This is a genomic window from Sphingomonas lutea (assembly GCF_014396785.1).
In the GTDB taxonomy this organism is placed as follows: Bacteria; Pseudomonadota; Alphaproteobacteria; order Sphingomonadales; family Sphingomonadaceae; genus Sphingomicrobium; species Sphingomicrobium luteum.
In genome coordinates this window covers 1421224-1440447 of sequence record NZ_CP060718.1, presented here as the reverse complement: position 1 = coordinate 1440447, position 19224 = coordinate 1421224, and the positions used below count along the sequence as shown (strand labels likewise).

Annotated in this window: 11 protein-coding genes, 1 tRNA gene and 1 pseudogene; 4 read left to right on the top strand and 9 right to left on the bottom strand. The window is 65.5% G+C overall.

The window, feature by feature from the left end:
• Positions 1-58 precede the first annotated feature (58 nt).
• The 3 genes from H9L13_RS07435 (at position 59) to H9L13_RS07425 (ending at position 1672) form a co-directional block, all read left to right on the top strand.
• On the top strand, positions 59-832 hold the full coding sequence (locus tag H9L13_RS07435; protein WP_187540236.1) for an NAD kinase: 774 nt from the start codon (positions 59-61) through the stop codon (positions 830-832).
• Between the two features lie 68 nt (positions 833-900).
• A tRNA-Asn gene (locus H9L13_RS07430) sits at positions 901-975 on the top strand.
• Positions 976-985: 10 nt separating this feature from the next.
• On the top strand, positions 986-1672 hold the full coding sequence (locus tag H9L13_RS07425) for a DUF2238 domain-containing protein (protein ID WP_187537137.1): 687 nt from the start codon (positions 986-988) through the stop codon (positions 1670-1672).
• Positions 1673-1796: 124 nt separating this feature from the next.
• Here the strand turns inward: H9L13_RS07425 and putA are convergent, their stop codons facing one another.
• The 4 genes from putA to addA form a co-directional block, all read right to left on the bottom strand.
• The gene (gene putA, locus H9L13_RS07420; protein WP_187537136.1) at positions 1797-4949 is read right to left on the bottom strand and encodes a bifunctional proline dehydrogenase/L-glutamate gamma-semialdehyde dehydrogenase PutA; all 3153 of its coding nucleotides are present in this window, start codon (positions 4947-4949) and stop codon (positions 1797-1799) included.
• Positions 4928-7663, bottom strand: a complete 2736-nt coding sequence (gene secA / locus H9L13_RS07415) for a preprotein translocase subunit SecA (RefSeq protein WP_187537135.1) — start codon at positions 7661-7663, stop codon at positions 4928-4930. The genes putA and secA overlap by 22 nt, the downstream gene beginning before the upstream one ends.
• Before the next feature lie 101 nt (positions 7664-7764).
• Complete coding sequence (gene trxA / locus H9L13_RS07410; RefSeq protein ID WP_187537134.1) at positions 7765-8109, bottom strand: thioredoxin TrxA; 345 nt, start codon at positions 8107-8109, stop codon at positions 7765-7767.
• A 57-nt stretch (positions 8110-8166) separates the two neighbouring features.
• The gene (gene addA, locus H9L13_RS07405) at positions 8167-11574 is read right to left on the bottom strand and encodes a double-strand break repair helicase AddA (protein WP_187537133.1); all 3408 of its coding nucleotides are present in this window, start codon (positions 11572-11574) and stop codon (positions 8167-8169) included.
• Between the two features lie 65 nt (positions 11575-11639).
• Here addA and H9L13_RS07400 point away from each other — a divergent pair, with 65 nt between their 5' ends.
• The gene (locus H9L13_RS07400; protein WP_187540442.1) at positions 11640-11786 is read left to right on the top strand and encodes a hypothetical protein; all 147 of its coding nucleotides are present in this window, start codon (positions 11640-11642) and stop codon (positions 11784-11786) included.
• 2 nt (positions 11787-11788) lie between these two features.
• Here the strand turns inward: H9L13_RS07400 and addB are convergent, their stop codons facing one another.
• The 5 genes and pseudogenes from addB to H9L13_RS07375 form a co-directional block, all read right to left on the bottom strand.
• Positions 11789-14680 carry a double-strand break repair protein AddB gene (gene addB, locus H9L13_RS07395; protein WP_187537132.1) on the bottom strand — a complete coding sequence of 964 codons (2892 nt, stop codon included), beginning with the start codon at positions 14678-14680 and terminating at the stop codon, positions 11789-11791.
• Positions 14673-15434 (bottom strand): nucleotidyltransferase family protein, encoded by a 762-nt coding sequence (locus tag H9L13_RS07390; protein ID WP_187537131.1) that lies wholly within the window; start codon positions 15432-15434, stop codon positions 14673-14675. The genes addB and H9L13_RS07390 overlap by 8 nt, the downstream gene beginning before the upstream one ends.
• Positions 15431-16416, bottom strand: a pseudogene (locus tag H9L13_RS07385) (aminoglycoside phosphotransferase family protein). The gene H9L13_RS07390 and the pseudogene H9L13_RS07385 overlap by 4 nt, the downstream one beginning before the upstream one ends.
• Positions 16413-16847: a tRNA (adenosine(37)-N6)-threonylcarbamoyltransferase complex ATPase subunit type 1 TsaE gene (gene tsaE / locus H9L13_RS07380; protein WP_187537130.1), complete on the bottom strand. Its 435-nt coding sequence runs from the start codon at positions 16845-16847 to the stop codon at positions 16413-16415. The pseudogene H9L13_RS07385 and the gene tsaE overlap by 4 nt, the downstream one beginning before the upstream one ends.
• Complete coding sequence (locus tag H9L13_RS07375) at positions 16844-19165, bottom strand: sensor histidine kinase (RefSeq protein WP_235090753.1); 2322 nt, start codon at positions 19163-19165, stop codon at positions 16844-16846. The genes tsaE and H9L13_RS07375 overlap by 4 nt, the downstream gene beginning before the upstream one ends.
• Positions 19166-19224: the final 59 nt, after the last annotated feature.

The following is a 19224-nucleotide window of genomic DNA, read 5'->3' as shown; positions in this document are numbered from 1 at the left end:
TTAGGACCGATGTTTGCGCCCTGACGCCCCGCAGCAAAGTGACGACGACCTGGTGGACCTGCGCCCGCTTGGCATCGGTCTCCTCGCCTCCAACCGCGAAGTAGCGCAGGCGGCCGAGGCGCTCCTCCGTGAACGCTATCTTTTCCTTGCCCCGGAGGATGCGCACACGCTCGTCGCGCTGGGCGGCGACGGCTACATGCTGCACACGCTGCATGAGATGCTGGAGGGTGGTTCGCCCAAGCCTGTATTCGGGATGAACCGCGGCACCTTCGGTTTCCTGATGAACGAGTGGCGGCTCGACAATCTGCCCGAGCGGATTGCCGCGGCCAAGGCAATCCGCGTGACCCCGCTGGAAATGCGCGCAACGACCCTGTCGGGCGAGACCTTCACCCACGCCGCGATCAACGAAGTGTCGCTGCTGCGCGAAACGCGCCAGACGGCGAAGATCGAAGTGCTGGTCAACGGACGCGCCGCGCTACCCGAGTTGGTCTGCGACGGCGTTCTCGTCGCGACGCCCGCAGGATCAAGTGCCTATAATCTGTCCGCGGGCGGGCCGATCCTGCCGTTGCAGGCGCGAATGCTCGCGTTGACGCCGATCAGTGCATTTCGGCCGCGGCGCTGGTCCGGCGCGATCCTGCCCGACGATACGGCGGTTTGCCTGCGCGTCCTCGACCCGGAAGAGCGCCCCGTCTCCGCCGTTGCCGACCAGACCGAAGTGCGCGATGTCACGCGGGTCGAAATCACGCTCGACCGTGAGCGCTCGCTCACCTTGCTGTTCGATCCCGAACACGCCCTCGACGAACGCATCGCGATGGAGCAGTTCGCGACTTAAGACCCTTGCGTTTGGGTGCCCTTTCGCTATCTAGCCCGCGCTTGCCCCCAGAACTTGCTGAGGGCTGCTCCCCGGTAGCTCAGCGGTAGAGCATCCGACTGTTAATCGGACGGCCGCCTGTTCGAATCAGGCCCGGGGAGCCATTCTTTCGCGATGATCGACGCTTCCATCGACCGCGCATCCCGCCATGTCGCACGGCGCGCGCACATTCTCGTTCTTGTTGCTCTGCAGGCGATCATGGCGTTGGAGGCCATTTTCCTGATCGCCAATGGCGAGTGGATGCACGTCTTCCTGGTCATAGCGGTGTCGGCGTCGATCATCGTGCCTGAAGTGCTGCGGCAACGTCTTGGCGTCGAAATCCCCTCGGAGGTTCAGATCCTCGCGAGCATTTTCCTCTTTGCAAGTTTGTTCCTGGGCGAAGTCCGGGATTTCTATGAGCGCTTCTGGTGGTGGGACATCGCACTGCACGCCACCGCTGGTCTGTTGCTTGGCTTGGTCGGTTTCATCGTCGCTTTTGTCCTCAATCAGAGTGCGCAGGTGCATTTCCGGATGCGGCCCATGTTCGTCGCCCTGTTCGCCTTCCTGTTCAGCGTGAGCCTCGGCGCGCTGTGGGAGATTTTCGAGTTCGGGATGGACGAGTTCTTTGGCCTCACGATGCAAAAGCCGGTGCCGGGCGACCCATCAGGCCTGACAGATACGATGCGCGACCTTCTGGTCGACACACTCGGCGCGGCGCTGATTTCGCTATGGGGTTGGTATTATTTAACGCATCGCCGCCCCCGCTACGTCGATACCTGGGTCGGGCGGATGTTGCGGCGTCGATCCCGGCGGCCGAGATGAACGGGGCGGCCGATCCCGGGGACCGGCCGCTCCGACGGGGTGCGTTCGTGTCCGGTGGACCACCCCGCATCCGCAAAACGATCAGACTGGACGGGCGCTCCGGGCAGTCCCGGCCCGGGACAGGTCAGCCGTCGATCGAGGCCATCAGGCTGGCGTTGCCGCCCGCTGCGGTCGTGTCGATGCACGTCACGCGCTCGGTCGCGAAGCGCGCGACATAATGCGGCCCGCCGGCCTTGGGTCCCGTGCCCGACAGGCCTTCACCGCCGAATGGCTGGCTCTCCACGACGGCGCCAATTTGGTTGCGGTTGACGTAGAAGTTGCCGACCCGGGCGCGCCGCTGGACAAAGTCGCGGACGGTGTCGATCCGGCTCTGCAGGCCAAGCGTCAGGCCAAAGCCAGTGGCGTTGATCGCATCGACGACCTTGGGAAGGTCTTCCGCAGCAAAACGGACAACGTGAAGGATCGGCCCGAAATTCTCGTCATTCAATTGGTTTAGCGACTGAATCTCATACATTGCCGGAGAAACGAAGCTGCCGTGCTTCGCGCTTTCGGGAAGCTCGATCCGCGCGATCTTTTTGGCGTTGGCGTCGAGCCAGTCGAGGTGATCGTCGAGCGCCTTTTTCGCTGCTTCATCGATCACCGGCCCCGCATCGGTCGTCAGTTCCCGCGGATCGCCGACGGTCAAGGCCTGCATGCCCCCGGCAATCATCTCGATCATGCCGTCGGCGACATCCTCCTGGACGAACAGCACGCGCAAGGCCGAGCAGCGCTGGCCCGCACTCTGGAAGGCCGAGGACAGAACGTCGCGCGTGACCTGCTCGGGAAGGGCCGAGCTGTCGACGATCATCGCATTCTGGCCGCCGGTCTCGGCGACGAAGGGGATAATCGGCCCGTCCCGCTCGGCGAGCGTGCGGTTGATCGTCCGCGCAGTACCCGTCGATCCGGTGAAAACGACGCCTGCCAGCAGGGGATGGGCGGTCAGCGTTCCGCCGACGACCCTGCCGGACCCCGGCGCAAGCTGCGCAATGGCCTTCGAAATGCCGGCGCAGTGCATGAGATCGACCGCCAGCGCGCCGATCAGCGGCGTCTGGCCCGCCGGCTTGGCGATGACGGCATTGCCCGCGGCCAGAGGCGCCGCCACCAGCCCGGTGAAGATTGCCAGCGGGAAGTTCCACGGCGAGATGCAGGCAAAGACGCCGCGACCATGCAGGCGAAGCTCGTTATGCTCGCCGGTCGGGCCGGGCAGCGGCAAGGGCTGGGTGAACTGGCGCCGCGCTTCGGACGCGTAGAAGCGCAGGAAATCGACCGCTTCGCGCACTTCGAGCACCGCATCGACCAGGGTCTTGCCCGCCTCGCGAATGCACAAGGAGAAAAACTCTTCGCGATGCTCTTCATAGAGGTCCGCCGTGCGATCGAGCAGGCGGGCCCGGGCTTCGCCACCCAGCGCGTCCCACGTTTCCTGGGCATCGTGCCCGGCGCGAACCATGGCATCGACATCCGCGGCGGTGGCTTCGAACACGGTCCCGACCCGGATGCGATTGTCGAACGGTGAGGTCACGGGCTTGGCCTCGCCTTGGCCAAGCGCCGGTTTGGCCGTCCATTCGCGGCTCTCAAGCGCTTTGAGGCGCTCCATGAGCGGCTCGCGGACCAGCGGGTCGCTAAGGTCGACGCCTGCGCTGTTGTGGCGATGCGGACCGAAAACATCGCGCGGTAGGATGATCTTAGGGTTGCGCTTGGGCTGAAGCGCGCTGAGCTCAGCGACCGGATCGATCACTAGCTGGTCGGCCGACACCTGCTCGTCGGCGATACGGTTGACGAAGCTCGAATTAGCACCGTTCTCGAGCAAGCGGCGGACGAGATAGGCGAGCAAATCCTTGTGGCTACCGACTGGCGCATAGATGCGAACCGGCGTTTGCGGCTCCCCAATTGCCTCTTCGAGCTTGGCGAGTTCGGCATAGAGCCCTTCTCCCATCCCGTGCAGGCGTTGGAATTCGAACGGCCGGCCCTTGGCGATGGCCTTCACCTGACCGATCGTGTTGGCGTTGTGCGTCGCGAACGCGGGGTAGATGACGTCGTCCGCATCGAGCAGGATCTTGGCACAGGCGAGATAGGACACATCGGTCGCGATCTTGCGCGTGAACACCGGATAATCCGGCAATCCGGCGACCTGCGCCGCCTTGATCTCCGTGTCCCAATAGGCGCCCTTGACCAGGCGCACCATGAGCTGCCGGCCGTGCGTACGCGCTGCCTCCACGACCCATTCGCACAGCGGCACGGCGCGCTTTTGATAGGCCTGGAGCGCAATGCCGAAACCGCCCCAGCCGTTGGCGAACAATTCGTCATCGCCCAGCAGCGCCTCGAACACGTCCATGTGCAGTTCGAGCCGGTCGGCCTCTTCCGCGTCGATCGTGAGATGGACGTCGGCCTTGGACGCCAACAATGCCAGTTCGCGGACCGTTGGCAGAACCGCCGCAACAGCGTCCTCGGCATGGCTCCATTCGAACCGCGGGTGAAGCGCAGTAAGTTTGACCGAGATGCCCGGCGCCGAGCGGAAACCGCCGGCTGCATCGGTAGCGATCCTTTCCAGCGCGCCGCGATAGGATCGGGCATAGCGCTCGGCATCCGCAAACGTCCGCGCCGCCTCGCCAAGCATGTCGAAGCTGTGGCTGAGGCCCTGGCGCCGTTCGGGCGCGGCACGCTTAAGCGCCTCGTCGATGTCCCGGCCAAAGACGAAGTTGCGGCCGAGGATCTTCATCGCCTCGCGCACAGCAGTGCGAACAACGGGCTCGCCAAGGCGACCGACCGCTCGGCCCAGCGCCGAGCGCCAATTGTCCGACCGGTCGTTGGCGCCTTCGAGCACCTTCCCGGTGAGCAGCAGCGAGAAAGTCGCGGCATTGACGAAGGCCGAGTCCGACCGGCCGAGCTTGTCCGACCAATCTGGCCCCGACAATTTGTCCGCGATCAGCTCGTCCGCCGTATGCGCGTCGGGAATGCGTAAGAGCGCCTCGGCCAGGCACATCATCGCAATGCCCTCGTCCGAACCCAGGTCGTAGGCTTGCATGAAGGCGTCGATGCCCGCCGGCTTATGGGCGCGAACGCCCTTGACCAGGGCCTTCGCCATTGCTGCGGACTCGCCCTGCTGGGCAGGAGTCAGCCTAGCCTGGGCAAGTCGCTCGGCAACCACCCGATCCTCTTCCGGGCGATAGGCATCGCGAACGGCAACGCGGGCGATGCGCGGCGGCGCCACCCCCGACGCTACGCGGGCTGTCCGTGGCAATGCTTGTACTTCTTGCCCGATCCGCACGGACAAGGCGAGTTGCGGCTGACCGGGGCTTCGACGACGCCACCCGCCGCCTCACCGCGCGGCATTTGCGGCTGGGGAATGTTGAGGTTCGGGATGTTCGACAATATCGCGCCCGTCGAAGCATCGATATCCGCCGTATCGTCGTCCCCGGAGAAGGGATCGAGATGCTGGGTGATGAAGTCCGGAAGGACCGGCAAGGGCGGAGGGTCGAACGACACCTCGATGCGCATCAGCACCCGTGTCACCTCTTCGCGGATGGCAACCAACAGCCGCTCGAACAGCAGAAAGGCCTCCTGCTTATATTCATCAATCGGCTTCTTCTGCGCGTAGCTGCGCAGGTGAATGACGGTGCGAAGCGCATCGAGGGTCGCCAGATGCTCTTTCCAGTGATGATCCAGCGTTTGGATGAGGATCTGCTTTTCAATGTCGGTCCAGCGATCGGGTTCGACCTCCGAAAGCTTGGCCGTCATCCGCTCATCGGCAAGCTGCTGGACGCGCTCGATAATTAGTTCGGGCTCGACCGCCTCTTCCTGCATCCAATCGTCGATTGGCGGCTGAAGGCCGAACACCTCGTCCAGGTCACGCTTGAGGCCTTCGACATCCCACTGCTCGGGGTAGGTCGCGGGCGGGCAATGGACGGTAACGAGCGCGACGACGGTTTCGGCGCGCATGTCGTTGATGACGTCGCTGACGCTGTCCGCATCCATGATGTCGGCGCGCTGCTCATAGATGACCTTGCGCTGGTCGTTCATCACGTCGTCGAATTCGACGACCTGCTTGCGAATGTCGTAGTTGCGCGCCTCGACCTTCTTTTGCGCGGTTTCGATCGCCTTGGAGATCCAGGGAGAGACGATCGCCTCGCCATCCTCCAGATTCTTGTTCATCAACCGCGCGAACATGGTTTGCGGGCCGAAGATGCGCAGAAGATCGTCGTCGAGGCTGAGGTAGAAGCGCGACAGGCCCGGGTCGCCCTGGCGGCCTGAACGACCGCGCAACTGATTGTCGATGCGCCGGCTTTCGTGGCGCTCGGTGCCGAGCACGAACAGGCCGCCGACTTCCAGCACGCGCTGCTTTTCCTGCGCGATCTCGGCGCGGATCTGCTCGGCCTTTGCCTCGTACTCAGGCGTTCCCGCCACAAGGTCGGGATGCTCGTCCTGCATACGGAACGGCAGGTTGCCGCCGAGCTGAATATCGGTGCCGCGCCCGGCCATATTGGTCGAGACGGTGACCGCCCCCATCCGCCCCGCCTGCGCCACGATATGCGCTTCGGTCTCGTGGAAGCGGGCGTTGAGCACCGAATGCTGGATCCCCTCCTTGGTGAGGAATTCTCCGAGCATCTCGGACTTTTCGATCGACACGGTGCCGACCAGGACCGGCTGGCCCTTTTCCTGCCGCGCCTTGATCTCCTTGGCGATCGCGGCGAGCTTGTCGGTGAAATTCTTGTAGAATTCGTCGTCCTCGTCGATGCGCTTCACATCGACGTTGGTCGGGATCGACACCACGTTCATCTTGTAGATATCGAAGAATTCGGGCGCTTCGGTCATCGCCGTACCCGTCATGCCCGACAGCTTGGGATACATGCGGAAGTAATTCTGGAAGGTGATCGAGGCGAGGGTCTGGTTTTCGGGCTCGATCGTCACGCCTTCCTTGGCCTCCACCGCCTGGTGAAGCCCGTCGGACCAGCGCCGCCCGTCCATCATGCGGCCGGTGAATTCGTCGATGATGACGACCTTGCCGTCCTTGACGATGTAATCGATGTCCTTCTTGAACATCACGTTCGCTTTGAGCGACTGGTTCAAGTGGTGGACGACCTGGGTGTTGGCGATGTCGTAGAGGTTGCGGCCTTCGATGAGCCCCGCCTCCTCCAGCATTCGCTCGGCCTTTTCGGTCCCATCCTCGGTGAGGACGACCGAGCGTTGCTTCTCGTCTTTCTCGTAGTCGCCCTCGCCCAGTGTCTTCACCAGCGCGTCGACCGACATGTAGAGATCGGACTTGTCGTCGGTCGGGCCGGAGATGATCAGCGGGGTGCGCGCCTCGTCGATCAGGATCGAGTCCACCTCGTCCACGATCGCGAAATTGAACGGCCGCTGGACCATCGCGTCGCGCGAATATTTCATATTGTCGCGCAGATAATCGAAGCCGAGCTCGTTGTTGGTCGCGTAGGTGATGTCGCTGTTGTAGGCCTCGCGGCGCTCCTCGTCCGATAGGTTGGGGACGATGACCCCGACCGTCATGCCGAGGAAGCGGTAGATCTGGCCCATCCAGTCTGCGTCGCGGCGGGCGAGATAGTCATTGACGGTGACGACGTGGACGCCCCTACCCTCAAGGGCGTTGAGATAGACCGCAAGCGTCGCCACCAGCGTCTTGCCCTCGCCGGTCTTCATCTCGGCAATCTCGCCGCGATGAAGCGCAATCCCGCCGATCAGCTGGACGTCGTAATGGCGCTGGCCCAGCGTGCGGATCGCCGCCTCGCGCACCGTCGCAAACGCTTCCGGGAGCAGGCTGTCGAGCTTTTCGCCATTGGCCAAGCGCTGCCGGAACAGTTCGGTCTGTCCGCGCAATTCGTCATCGTTCAACGCCTGGATCGACGGTTCGAGGCTGTTGACGGCGTCGACATATTTACCGAGCCCTCGGACATAGCGGTCGTTGGCCGATCCGAAGATGCTCTTTGCCAATCCGGCGATCATAGTATTCCTTAAATGCCTTCGCGTTCGGCCGGGTCGACACGACCCGGCGCCGCGCTCGCACGTGCGAGCGGCGATGTAGGCAGCGCGCCGGACCTAGTCAATTAAACCTGGGCGGTAGCCGACCCGTCGATCTGGCCCTCAAGCCACTGCTGAATCTGACTGCGCGGCGCGGCGCCTACCTTCTGAGCGATCGGCTGTCCGCCCTTGAAGAGGAGCATGGTCGGGATGCCGCGGACGCCGTAGCGGCTTGGCGTATCCGGATTTTCATCGATGTTGAGCTTGGCGATGGTGACTTTTTCACCCAGCTCCTGCGAGATCTCCTCGAGCGCCGGAGCGATCATCCGGCACGGGCCGCACCATTCGGCCCAGAAGTCGACGAGGACAGGACCGTCGGCCTCAAGAACGTCGGCGGAAAAGCTTTGATCGGTGACGGCTTTGGTGCCCATGGCGGCGACTCTCCGGGATGTGGTTGAAGCGCGATATGGTGTCTTTACCCTGCCCTCTCAAGCGCTCAGTTCGAACAGGCGCGGCGCGGCGGTGTAGAGCAGCGATGCGCGGATGCGCCGGCCCGGAAAGATGACGCGCAGCGCCTCTTCATAAGCGGACATCTGCGCGCGGTGCGATGGCGGAACGTCGGCCGCGCTGTCCGGCACGCGGCCGGTCTTAAAATCGATCACCGAGACCTCGGTTTCCTCGATCAGCAGCCGATCGATCGTCCCGGCAATCACGCGTCCGTCGGGTAAGGTCGCGGCGATCGGCGCTTCGCCGAGCGAGGAGGGGCCGAACAAGGGCGCGAAGCGCGGGTCGGCGAGAATATCGCAGACTTGCTCTGCAATCTCGTGCCGCGCCGTAGCGTCGTCGACGCCCGCGCTCCGCTCGAGCCAGGCCTCGGCCGTCACCTTGCGCGTGTCGGGGGGAACAGCGACCAATCGCTCGAGGAGCAAGTGGATAATCGTGCCCCGCTGCGCCGCCGCGCGCATCGCGGCGGTGGGCGCCGGCGCCGCCTCATCGTTAGTGCCGATGGCCGACGGCGCGAGCGGGCGCGGTGGGCGCTCCTCGACCGGCGCCGGGGTATGCACCCAGCCCGGCAGCGCCACAGGCGGCGGCTGGACTTGCCGCGCGGCTGGCGCACGCAAACCCGACGCCGAACCATAGACGCGCCTCGTTCGCTCCTCCCCGTCCGCAACCGCCTCGGCGCCGAGCGAGTCCAGCGCGCGCTCGACGGCGAGGTGCCAGCAATTGGCCGGGCGATCCCGCCGCGGCGCGACTCCGGCGACGATCAGCCGGTCCGCCGCGCGGGTCAGCGCGACGTAGAGCAGCCGCCAATGCTCCTGCAGGTCGCGCTCGTCCTGCCGGTCGATCAGGGCATCGAATGGCGCGCGCCGCTCCGCCTTCTTCGGACGGAGAAGCGGGAGCTTGCCATGGTCGTCCAGTGGGAAATCGAGAGTCAGCGGAATGCGGCCGAGCTTTCCCGGATCCGCAGTGGCATCGGCGAGGATGACCACCGGCGCTTCAAGCCCTTTGGCGCCGTGCACGGTCATCACCCGCACCTCATTGCTCGGCTGGCCGGGATCGCGCTGGACATCGACGTCGCCGCGATCGAACCACGACAGAAAGCGATCGAGCGAAGGCGTTTCGTTGCGCTCGAAATCCAGTGCGCTGGTCATCAACTCGTCGATCGGGTCGCGCGACGCGAGGCCGAGCCGCGCGTAAAGCTTGCGCCGCCCCTGCATTGGACCCGAAAGGATCGTCTCGAGGAAGCGTGACGGCGTCACGAAATCGGCAATGCGCAGCAGCTCGGCGAGCGTATCGCGTGCGGTTCGAAGCAACGCCATCTCATCGGATCGATGGCGGAGTTCGGCCCAGAGGCTGCGGTTGCGGCCGAACGCCAGCTCGCGAAGCTGCTCTTGGTCCCAGCCGATCAGCGGCGAGACGAGCAGCTCGGCAAGGCTCAAATCATCGTCGGGCTGCACCGCGAAACGCACTGCGGCGAGCAGATCCTGGACCGCGAGCGGCTCCTGGAGGTGCAGCCGGTCGACCCCCGCCACGGGGATGCGCCGGGCCAGCAGGCGCGCGACGAGTAACGAAGCCAGCTCGCCGCGGCTGCGGACCAGGACGAGGATGTCGCCGGGCGTCAGGCGATTGCCCGTCGATTCGAGCATAGGCGCTTCGTCGACAAGGGCGCGGATGCGGGTGGCGAGCGCTTCTGCGTAGAGCCGGTCGCGAAGGTCGACCCAGCGTTCCTCGCCGGTCTCGTCCTCATCGTCCTCGGTCACCGCGAATGGCTCCCACAGCTCGACAAGTCCGGCACGCGTTGCGTGATGCGCGCGGTGGGGCGGCGGCGGCTCAGGCAGCGCCAGCGCGCCGTGGCCGAGGTGTCCGATCACCGCGTCGACGACGTCGAGGACCGGCTGCGCCGAACGGAAACTGGCGGCGATCGACAAGTCGCGGAACTCGCGCGCGGCATCGCCGGTGGAGGAGAACAAATCATCGCGGAAGCTCAGGCTCTCGGCCTTGACCCGGAAATCCTGCCGCGCGGCCTCGAACGCGTGCGGATCGGTGCCCTGGAAGCCGTAGATGGCCTGCTTGAAATCGCCGACCATGAACAAGGTGCGCCAGCGCCGCTCGGTCTCGCTCGACCCGGTGAAAAACTCCTCGACGATACGATGGATGATTTCCCATTGCGGCGCATTGGTGTCCTGCGCTTCGTCGATCAGCACATGGTCGACTTGCCGGTCGAGCTTGAAGCGCACCCAATCGCCCATGCCCGGCGTCGTCAGCAGCTTGCGCGTCCACTGGATGAGGTCGTCGAAATCGGCGACCCCCGCGGCGCGCTTGGCGCGGGTGTAGGCCTCGGCAAAGGCAAAGCCCGCGCGCAGGCCCGCGGACATTTCCGCCGCAAGTCGCGCGCCATCCTGCTGGTCGAGAAGATTGCCGATCAGGTTGGCGAGCCGTCCGGCATGGGTTTCGTAATGCGGCTCGGCGCGCGTCTGCCCGGCCGTCACCTTGGCCGTGCCTTTCTCGGTGAGGACGACCTTGCGCAGCTCTCCCAGCTGCGCCGCGCGCTCGATCGGGGTCAGCGCCAGCCAGTCTTCGATCGCGCGCGCATTTTGCAATCCGGTCTGCGCGCCCCAGCGGCGATTGGCGTCAGCGACCGCGCGGAGCAGGTCGCAGTCGAACCCGCTGTCCCCGCATTGCTCGGCGATATAATCTTCGGTCGAGCCCTCGGGAACGCCGATCGTTCGGCGCATCGCGGGCTCGATCAGGTCCGGCGAAGCGAAGCCCGCAAAGGCCTCGGCGCTGCGCGCACAGGCCTGCAAATATTCGACGGCGCGGGCTTCGCCGAGGCGGCGGCTGAGCACCTTCACGTCGTCGATCAACCGCACATCCTCCCGCGCTTCGGCGATCGAAAGCAGATCGGCGAGAGTTCGGCGCACCAGCTCCTGCTCGGCGCGGCCCTCGATCGGCTGGAAGCCTGGCGTGATTCCCGCCTCGGCGGGAAAGGCCGCGAGCAGCGACTGGGCGAAGCTGTGGATGGTCTGGATGCGCAGGCCGCCGGGACAATCGAGCACGCGCGCGAACAGCTTGCGCGCGCGTTCGCGGGTGGGCGGGTCGTTGCGCTCGCCCAGGCGGTCGAGTTCGATGGCAAGATCGCTGTCCTTGAGCCGCACCCATTGCGCCAGGCGCGCGCCGACGCGGTTGGCCATCTCGGCGGCGGCGGCCTTGGTGAAGGTCAGGCACAGGATCGATTCGGGGCGCGCACCCTTGAGCAGCAAGCGCAGCACGCGCGCGGTCAGCACTTGCGTCTTGCCGCTTCCGGCGGAGGCGGAAAGCGCCGCATGGACCATGGGGTCGGCGGCGCGCGCCTGCGCACCGTTCAGTGGCGGAAACGGCTTGAAGCGCGCGCTCATGCCGCTTCACATCCGGACACGAAATCCATAGACGGCAAGCCAGCGTCACGACCATGGAGTGAAGGATGAGCGACGACGAAACCGGCAAGGGACCGGAGGAGCGCCGGACCAAACTCGTCAAGGCGGGCGTTGCCGTCGGGATTGGGTCGGCCGCGATCGTCGCCGCCTTGCTCTACGCCTCGAAGGTCAAGAAGAACCCGAAGAAGAAATAGGCTCATCCGCGGCCGTACCATTCTTCCAGCCGCATCAGCTGATCATAGTCGCCATAGGGCGCGTAAGCGGGGTTGAGCTTGGCCGTGAAAGGCGCGTCGCCCGTCAGCCACTTCGCCGCCGCCGAAGCGAAACGTCCGTAGGCATGATCGAGAAATTCGCCCGGCTGCATGTCCTTGTCGGGACACATCAGCTTGCCGAACGTTTTCTTGTGCCGCGCCAGCGACCAATATTCGAAGGTGTCGGGATCGCCATTGATCCCCGGGAAGCCGCCCGCGCGCCCGATCAGGCCAAGCAGCCCGAGCTGAAGCGCGAAACCCTCGTTCACCGCCTTTTGCGTCGGCGGCGCGCCCGTCTTGTAATCGATGATCGCCAGCGTGCCGTCGGCGAGGCGGTCGATGCGGTCGGCGCGGCCGTACACGGTCACGCCCGCGACTACTGCCTCGCCATCGACCTCGGCCTTGAGCGGCAGGCGCCCCGCCGCGCGATTGGTGGCGTCGCGCTCGGCGATCCAGTCGATCGCTTCGAGCAAGCGCGGTGCCCACAAGGCGCGCAGCATCGGGTGGATGTCGTCGCCGCGCAGCAGCGCTTCGGCACGGGGCCGGAGCAGCGCCGGCGCGCAATCGTCCTCGCTCAGCCATAGCTCGAACACCTTGTGCACCGCGCTGCCTTTCCACGCCGCCGTATGGTCGGCATCGACCGGATCGAGTTTGCGCAGCTTGAGGATCGCCTGCGCGTAAAAGGCGAAGGGATCGGCGTTGAGGCGATCGACCGCGGTCACCGAAATCCGCTCGGGGCGCTGCTCGGGCGGCGGCGCGGGCATCGGCCGCGTGACAGGTTTCGGCGGTCCGGGATCGTCGAGCGCCGCGACCAGCCGCTCGAGCGTGCGGTCGCGAGCAAGGCCGCCGGTCATTGCTTGCAGCCGCAGCAGAAAGCGCGACGCCACCGTCGGCGAGCGTCCGTCGCGCCGGGCGCGCGTGATCAGCACTTGCGGGGCGCTGAGCGCGCTTGCGAAATCATGCGCGGCAAGGCCGATGCGGAATTCCAGGCTGGGTAGCCCGAGGTTGGCGCGGACCTTGGGCGGGAGCCAAGGATCGGGCGCGGCCAGGGCCGGCCATACGCCTTCATTGAGCCCGCCGAGGATAACCAGATCGGCATGCTGCAGGCGCGCTTCGAGCAGCCCCCAGATGAAGATGCGCGGATGGCCGCCGTAGGACGGTCGCACCGCTTTGCCCTCGCACAGCAAGCGAAGCAGCGGCACCGCGTCCTGCGCGCTTACGGTGAGGGCCTGTGCGGCCGGGGAGCCTTGCAGTTCCAGAAGTAGGTCGGATGCCAGTCGTCCGGCGGGTCCGCGCCAAGCGGCATCGCCCGCAAGCGCTGTCGCGGCCTTCGCCAGCCTTTCGGCAAATTCCGCCACCGAAATCGGCTTTGCCAACAGGCCCGCAACGCTTTCCAGGCGTGGCCGCACCACCTGCCACTGGGGCGTGCATTTTTTCTCTTTGAACCGCTCGTCCAGGCCGCGCAGCCCGGCCGCCGGCCGCGGACCACGGAGCGCGACGTCGAGGCGTCGAACCGCGCCGAGCCAGTCGCGGCGTTCCACATCACTCCAGCTGCCGACGAGCGGATGTTTGAGCAGCGCAAGCAGCGGCACCGGTGCCAGTTCTTCTGCTGCGGCGGCAGCGATGCCGAGGAGCAACGTGCCCGGCGCCGTCTGCGTCAGCGCGGTGCCGGCACTGTCGTCAGCGGCAATGTCCCACCGCGCCAGCAAGGCGGCGACGCGCTTGGCCAATTGACGATCGGGGGTGACCAGGGCCGCCGTTCGACCGGGCGTCTCGAGCGCTTGACGAAGCGCAAGTGCAACCGCTTGCGCCTCGGTCGCGGCGTCGGGCAATTCGGCGAGGCGGACTCCGCTCAGGCGTCGCTCGAGCGGCGGGAGGCTCTGCCATTTATGCGAAAAATCCGGCGCGGCCATCGCATTGGCGACGGCCCGCCCACGCGGCGCGGGTGAGCTTGCGCCACCCGAATGCCGCCACACCTGCACCTCGCCCCGCGCGATCCCCATGCGGTCGAGCAGTTGCTTGAGATGGAATTGCGGATGGGTCTGCTCGCCGCGTCCATCCTCACCCCCGAGCGCATCCCATTCCGCGTCGGGCAGGGTGCGGCGGTCGTTGAGGTTGGGCAGCATCACCATCCCGCCCGGCATCCGCGCAACGCGCGCCAGTAACCCTGCGACGGCGGGCGCGGACGTCGTAATCCCAGCTGCGACGGTGAAGCCCGCCGGTGGCGTGCGCGCCCATTGGTCGGCGAGCCCGTCGAGAAGCCGATTGCGCCGTTCGGCGAGGTCCAGCGCGCCCTGATCGGCATGGATCGCCGGCCAATGCGCCATGATCACCTGCAATTTGTCGAGCGACTTCTGCCAGTGGCGCGAAAGATCTTCCGCGTCCGATGCAGCTTCCCGCAAGCGAGCGGGCTCGATCTTTTCAACGAGCAGGGCATCGAGCGTCCGGCCCAGATCGGCCGCCATCCGCAGCGCCTCGGCGGCGCTCTCCTCCGGCCCGCGGACGATCGACGCGAGGCGTAACAGCCGATCGAGCGGGTCGATCGCCGGGGGGATTGCCTCCGCCTGCGCGTCGAGGCTGACGCTGACCCGTTCGTCGAGATCGGGATCGCCGATCGGGATCAGTCGCGGCAGCAGCAAGCCGCTGCCGCTGGCGCGGACGAAGGCCTCGGTGACCGACCGCACCGCGCGATTGTTGGGAAGCAGGATGCGGCCTCGCGCCAGGCCGAGCGGATCGCCGCCAAACATGCGGATCAAACCGACCGCAAGCGCATCGGCGAACGAGCGATGTCCGGGAATGGTGAAAACCGCAGGCCGATCGCCTTGCGGTTCAGGCATATTGCAGTGCCGATTCCGTCATCTGGATTGCCTGCGGCGTGCCAACGTCGAACCACAGCCCCTGGTGAACCGCGCCAAAGCAGCGACCCTCCTCGATGGCACGGTCCCACAGGATGTTGGTCGAGAACGCCCCCTCCGGCGCATCGCGGAGCAGGCGCTTCGACACCATTTGCACGCCCGTATAGACGAAGGGTGCGACATGGCTTCGCTCGCGCCGCCGGACCTTGCCGTCGCGGCTTAAGTGGAAATCGCCGATTCCGCCGTGATTTTGGGCTCGAGCGAGAGGCACGAGCAACAGCAGGGCGTCCATCTTTTCACTGTTCCACTGCGAAGCGAGCAGCCGCAACGTATCCGCCGGGCCATCGACCCAATAATTGTCGCTGTTGACGGCAAGAAACGGATCGCAATCGATCATCGGCGCGGCACGAACCAATCCGCCACCCGTCTCCAGGAGAAGATCGCGTTCGTCCGAAATGCGGATGTCGAGACCGTTGGCGCGCGACTTCAAATGCGCCTCAAGCGCGTCCGCAAGATAATGGACGTTCACGATGACGGTTTTCACGCCGGCGGTTCGTAAATGTTCAAGAACATGGTCGAGCAGTGCCTTTCCGGCGACTTCGATCAGCGGCTTGGGCTTGGTCGCCGTCAGCGGCCGCATCCGCTTGCCAAGGCCGGCGGCCATGATCATCGCCGTCTGCGGCACTTCCGCCTCTACCTCGGCGCGAAGCCGTAGCGCTCGCCGGGCCTGGCTCATGCTGCCTGCTTCCACGGCAGGCGGCGATATTCCTCGGCCAGGTTCGCATCGAACCAGTCGCGCACCGGCGCCAGGTGCGGCTGCGCAAGATCGCGTTCCAAAAGCCCCCACATGCGCGGCTGGAAGCGCCGGTAGCCGGGCTTGTTGTCGCGCTTCCACAGGCGCGTGAAAACGCCGAGAATGCGCGTGTTGCGCTGCGCCGCAAGCGCCCAATAGGCACGCTCGAACGAGGCAGCGTCGGCGGTCGACGCCATATAGCGGTCCATCATCTCACGCTCGATCCCCGGGGCACATCGCGCCGCGCGTCCTCGAGAACCGACGCCAAGTCATAGGCGGGATGCCCAGCAAGCGCGTCCTGGAAGTCGAGCAACCCGAAATGGGCAACGCCCTCGCGCCCGTCGACCAGCATGATGTTTTCGGCATGGTAGTCGCGAAGCACGGTGACCGGGCCGAGGCCGTCCGACGCTACCGGGCGGAGCACTTCGGTCCAGGCCGACCGATATCCCTCGACATCCACCTGCGCCTCGACTGCCGGACAATACCAGTCGATGAACAACTGAACTTCCTCCAGCCATTGATCGAGGCCGTGGATGGGAAGGCCAGGCATGGCAGGATGCCGGTGAAGGTCGACGAGCAGGTCCGTCGCCAGCGCATATAAATCGCGCTCTCGGCCGGGATCGGTGTCCAGCGTTTCACGCAGACGTCCGTTGCCGAAATCGTCGAGCAACAGCAGCCCCCGTTCAAGATCGCGCGCGAGGATCGCCGGTGCGCTCAACCCTCGCGAAACCAGCCATTCGGCAACGGCGATGAACGGCCGCGGATCTTCATGCGGCGGGGGCGCATCCATCAGGACGGCGCTGCGCGAACCATCGACGACGCGGAAATAACGGCGGAACGACGCATCGCCGGCCAGCGGCAGAATCTGCGCATCTTCCCACCCGCAAGTGGCAAGGAACGCCTGGGCGTGCGGCGGCGGGGTCATTGGCGAAACCATCGCGCCTCCCATGCCGGGGGCACATCCGCTGTCAAGCGCCGTGCGCCAGCATCATCGACCGCGAGCGACAGCCTGAGCGCGTCGGGCCACGCCGCCGCCCCTGCCCGCTCCGGCCATTCGACGAGCAACACCGCATCGTCCGCGGCATCGAGGCCGATCTGCTCTAGCTCCGAGGGGTCCTCGATCCGGTACAAATCGACATGCCAAACGGGCGGATCCAACTGTTCATAGGGCTGAACGATGGCGAAGGTCGGGCTAGGCACCTCGCTTTGATGGCCGAGTCCGGCGAGAAACCCGCGAGCAAGCGACGTTTTCCCCACTCCGAGCGGCCCGGAAAGCGTGATCACGTCCCCCACTCGCGCCAGCGCGGAGAGACGTTCCCCAAAAGCGTGAGTCGCTGCCTCGTCCTCCAGGATCATTTGGCGCCACGTGGAATCGTAAGGGTCACCTTTGTCCCCTTCCCTTGCTGCGATTCCAGCTCGACCGTCCCGCCGTGCGCCTCAATGAATTGACGGGTCAGCGGCAGGCCAAGGCCGAGCGCGGCTTCCCCCCGCACCCCGACTTCGACCACACGGTCGAAGCGGTTGAAAACGCGCGGGATGTCCTCTTGCGCGATGCCGGATCCGTTATCGCTAATGCGAACGGTCACCCGATTGGCGTCGCCCTCCGCCAACAGCTGGATTCGGCCGTTGCTGTCCGTGTAGGCGATCGCATTCTGAAGCACATGTTCGACCGATTCCCGCAAGCGCCGAGCATCGCCGAAAACAAACCCTGCGCTGGACTCGATGGTCGATTCCAGCTTTTGCGATTTCTCCTCTGCGCGTGGCCGCACGGTTTCGACCGCGGTTCGGCAAAGGCCGGCGATATCGACACGCTCCCTTTCAAGCGCAACCGATCGCGAATCGCCGGTGGTGAGATCAAGGACGTCGTCGACCAGCTTCGACAAGCGCCCGACGGCCTCCAGGATGGCGTCGACATAGTCCTTTGCCTTAGGCGTGAGCTTGCCGGCATAGCCGCCCGCCAGCATTTCCGAGAACCCGCCGATCGACGTCAACGGGGTTCGAAGCTCATAGCTGACATTGGCCACGAAGTCGGTCTTGACCCTGTCGGCTTCTTCCAACGCCGCCGCGCGCTCCCGCAGCGCCGCCTCGATCCTGGTGGAATCCGTCACGTCGACCATTGTGAACAGCGCATTTCCGTCGGGCAGAGGGACGGCGGCGAACTGGAAGTGGCGACCGTCGGTCATCGAGATTCGTCCGGTGGACGACTTGCGCTCATTGGTCGTTTCACGAACCAGTTCCCGGATCTGCGCAGCGGCGGTCGGGTTGACCAGTTTGCGCGCCATTGCCGGCACCAGTTCATCGACGCGGGGGTGAGCCGTGAGCCACTCCTCGTCCATCTCCCAATCGTCGCGAAATCGACGGTTCCACAAGTAGAGACGGCCATCGCTGGCGAAAACGCTGATCGCTTCATAGAGGTTGTCAAAGGTTGCAGTGCGGACACGCAGTAGGGTGTCACGCGCCGATGCCAGGCGGAGCTGCTCGGTCCGGTCCTCGAGAATTAGGCGGAGCCCGCCGTCGGGAAGCGGCTGCGCCACGACGCGCAAATGGTCGCCTCCGGGCAACATCCATTCTTCCTCGATCACCTCGTCGGCGCTGGTGAACCAGTTGCGCCGTTCCTCCTTCCATTGCGGGAAATCGCGGTTTTCCGGGACGCGCTGGTTGTCGCGCATCCGTTCGAGGAGGCGATCGAACTCGGGTTTTTCGGCGAGCCAGTCGGGCTCGATCTGGACCATCGCGGCGAACGGGCGGTTGAAGAAGCTGAGGTTTCGCTCGCCATCGAATTGGGCCGTGCCCGCGGTCATCCGGTCAGCGATTTCACGCTGAGATTCAATGTGTCGGCTGAGCTCGTGCCGCGCATCTTCGAGGTCCTGGACATCGATCGCGAACCCGGCGACCGCGCCCGTCGCCAGCGGCACGTTGACGATGCGGAGCATGCGCCGCTCCCCGCCGATGATCGCGGCGTGGAGGCGGGAATCGACCCGGCCGCTTTGCTGGGCGGTTCTGGCCGACGCGATTGCGCTATCCTCGCCTTCCGCCTCGAACAGCTCCGATCCACGGTTGATCACGTCGGCGGCGTCGCGGCCTTCCACGGCGACAACGAAGGCGCTGTTGACCAGGCCCAACTTCAGGTCCGGCCCACGATACCACATCGGGAACGGCGCAGCCTCGATCAGATGAGTCAGCGAATCGAGCGCGCCTTCCGTCTGGCGCAGACGCAGAGAAAGGCGAGCGCGGTCTTCTTCACTGCTACTGGTGTCGAAGAACCACAGGAGCACCGACCCGGCCGGCTCTTCCGCCGGCGCTGGGCCACCCCGAACCTCGAACGCCCGCGCATCATTGTTGGCGTGGATCCGGCACGACACCCGCCCGCCTGACAAGCGCGCGCTGTCCAGGCTGGCTCGCAGATCGTCTAGGTCGGCGCGCGCGATGCCGCTCGCGCTTGACGCGAGGTCCTCAAAACGGTCCGCGGAGCCCGCGAGACCAAGATCGCGCTGAAGCTGCGCATCTATTTCTATCTTGCCGTCGGGCCGCACCAACAGCGGCCGCGCGGGATTCAGGTCCAGCAAGGTCGAGCTTGACCGCGCAGCACCAAGTACGCGCTCCGCCAGGTGGAAACGGCGGGCCGCAACCACGGCTATCGCCACGCCGATCGCCAGCCACAGCAGCGCGAGCACGACAACCGCCCAGACAGACGCCGGAAGACCCCCTATCCCCATCGCGGGAATACATAGGG

What these genes read in the sequence shown, in the direction of transcription:
- addA (WP_187537133.1), bottom strand. Translation starts at nt 11,574, where the DNA reads ATGAGCGCGCGCTTCAAGCCGTTTCCGCCACTGAACGGTGCGCAGGCG.
- trxA (WP_187537134.1), bottom strand. Translation starts at nt 8,109, where the DNA reads ATGGGCACCAAAGCCGTCACCGATCAAAGCTTTTCCGCCGACGTTCTT.
- tsaE (WP_187537130.1), bottom strand. Translation starts at nt 16,847, where the DNA reads ATGATCCTGGAGGACGAGGCAGCGACTCACGCTTTTGGGGAACGTCTC.
- H9L13_RS07400 (WP_187540442.1), top strand. Translation starts at nt 11,640, where the DNA reads ATGAGCGACGACGAAACCGGCAAGGGACCGGAGGAGCGCCGGACCAAA.
- H9L13_RS07390 (WP_187537131.1), bottom strand. Translation starts at nt 15,434, where the DNA reads ATGAGCCAGGCCCGGCGAGCGCTACGGCTTCGCGCCGAGGTAGAGGCG.
- H9L13_RS07425 (WP_187537137.1), top strand. Translation starts at nt 986, where the DNA reads ATGATCGACGCTTCCATCGACCGCGCATCCCGCCATGTCGCACGGCGC.
- addB (WP_187537132.1), bottom strand. Translation starts at nt 14,680, where the DNA reads ATGCCTGAACCGCAAGGCGATCGGCCTGCGGTTTTCACCATTCCCGGA.
- secA (WP_187537135.1), bottom strand. Translation starts at nt 7,663, where the DNA reads ATGATCGCCGGATTGGCAAAGAGCATCTTCGGATCGGCCAACGACCGC.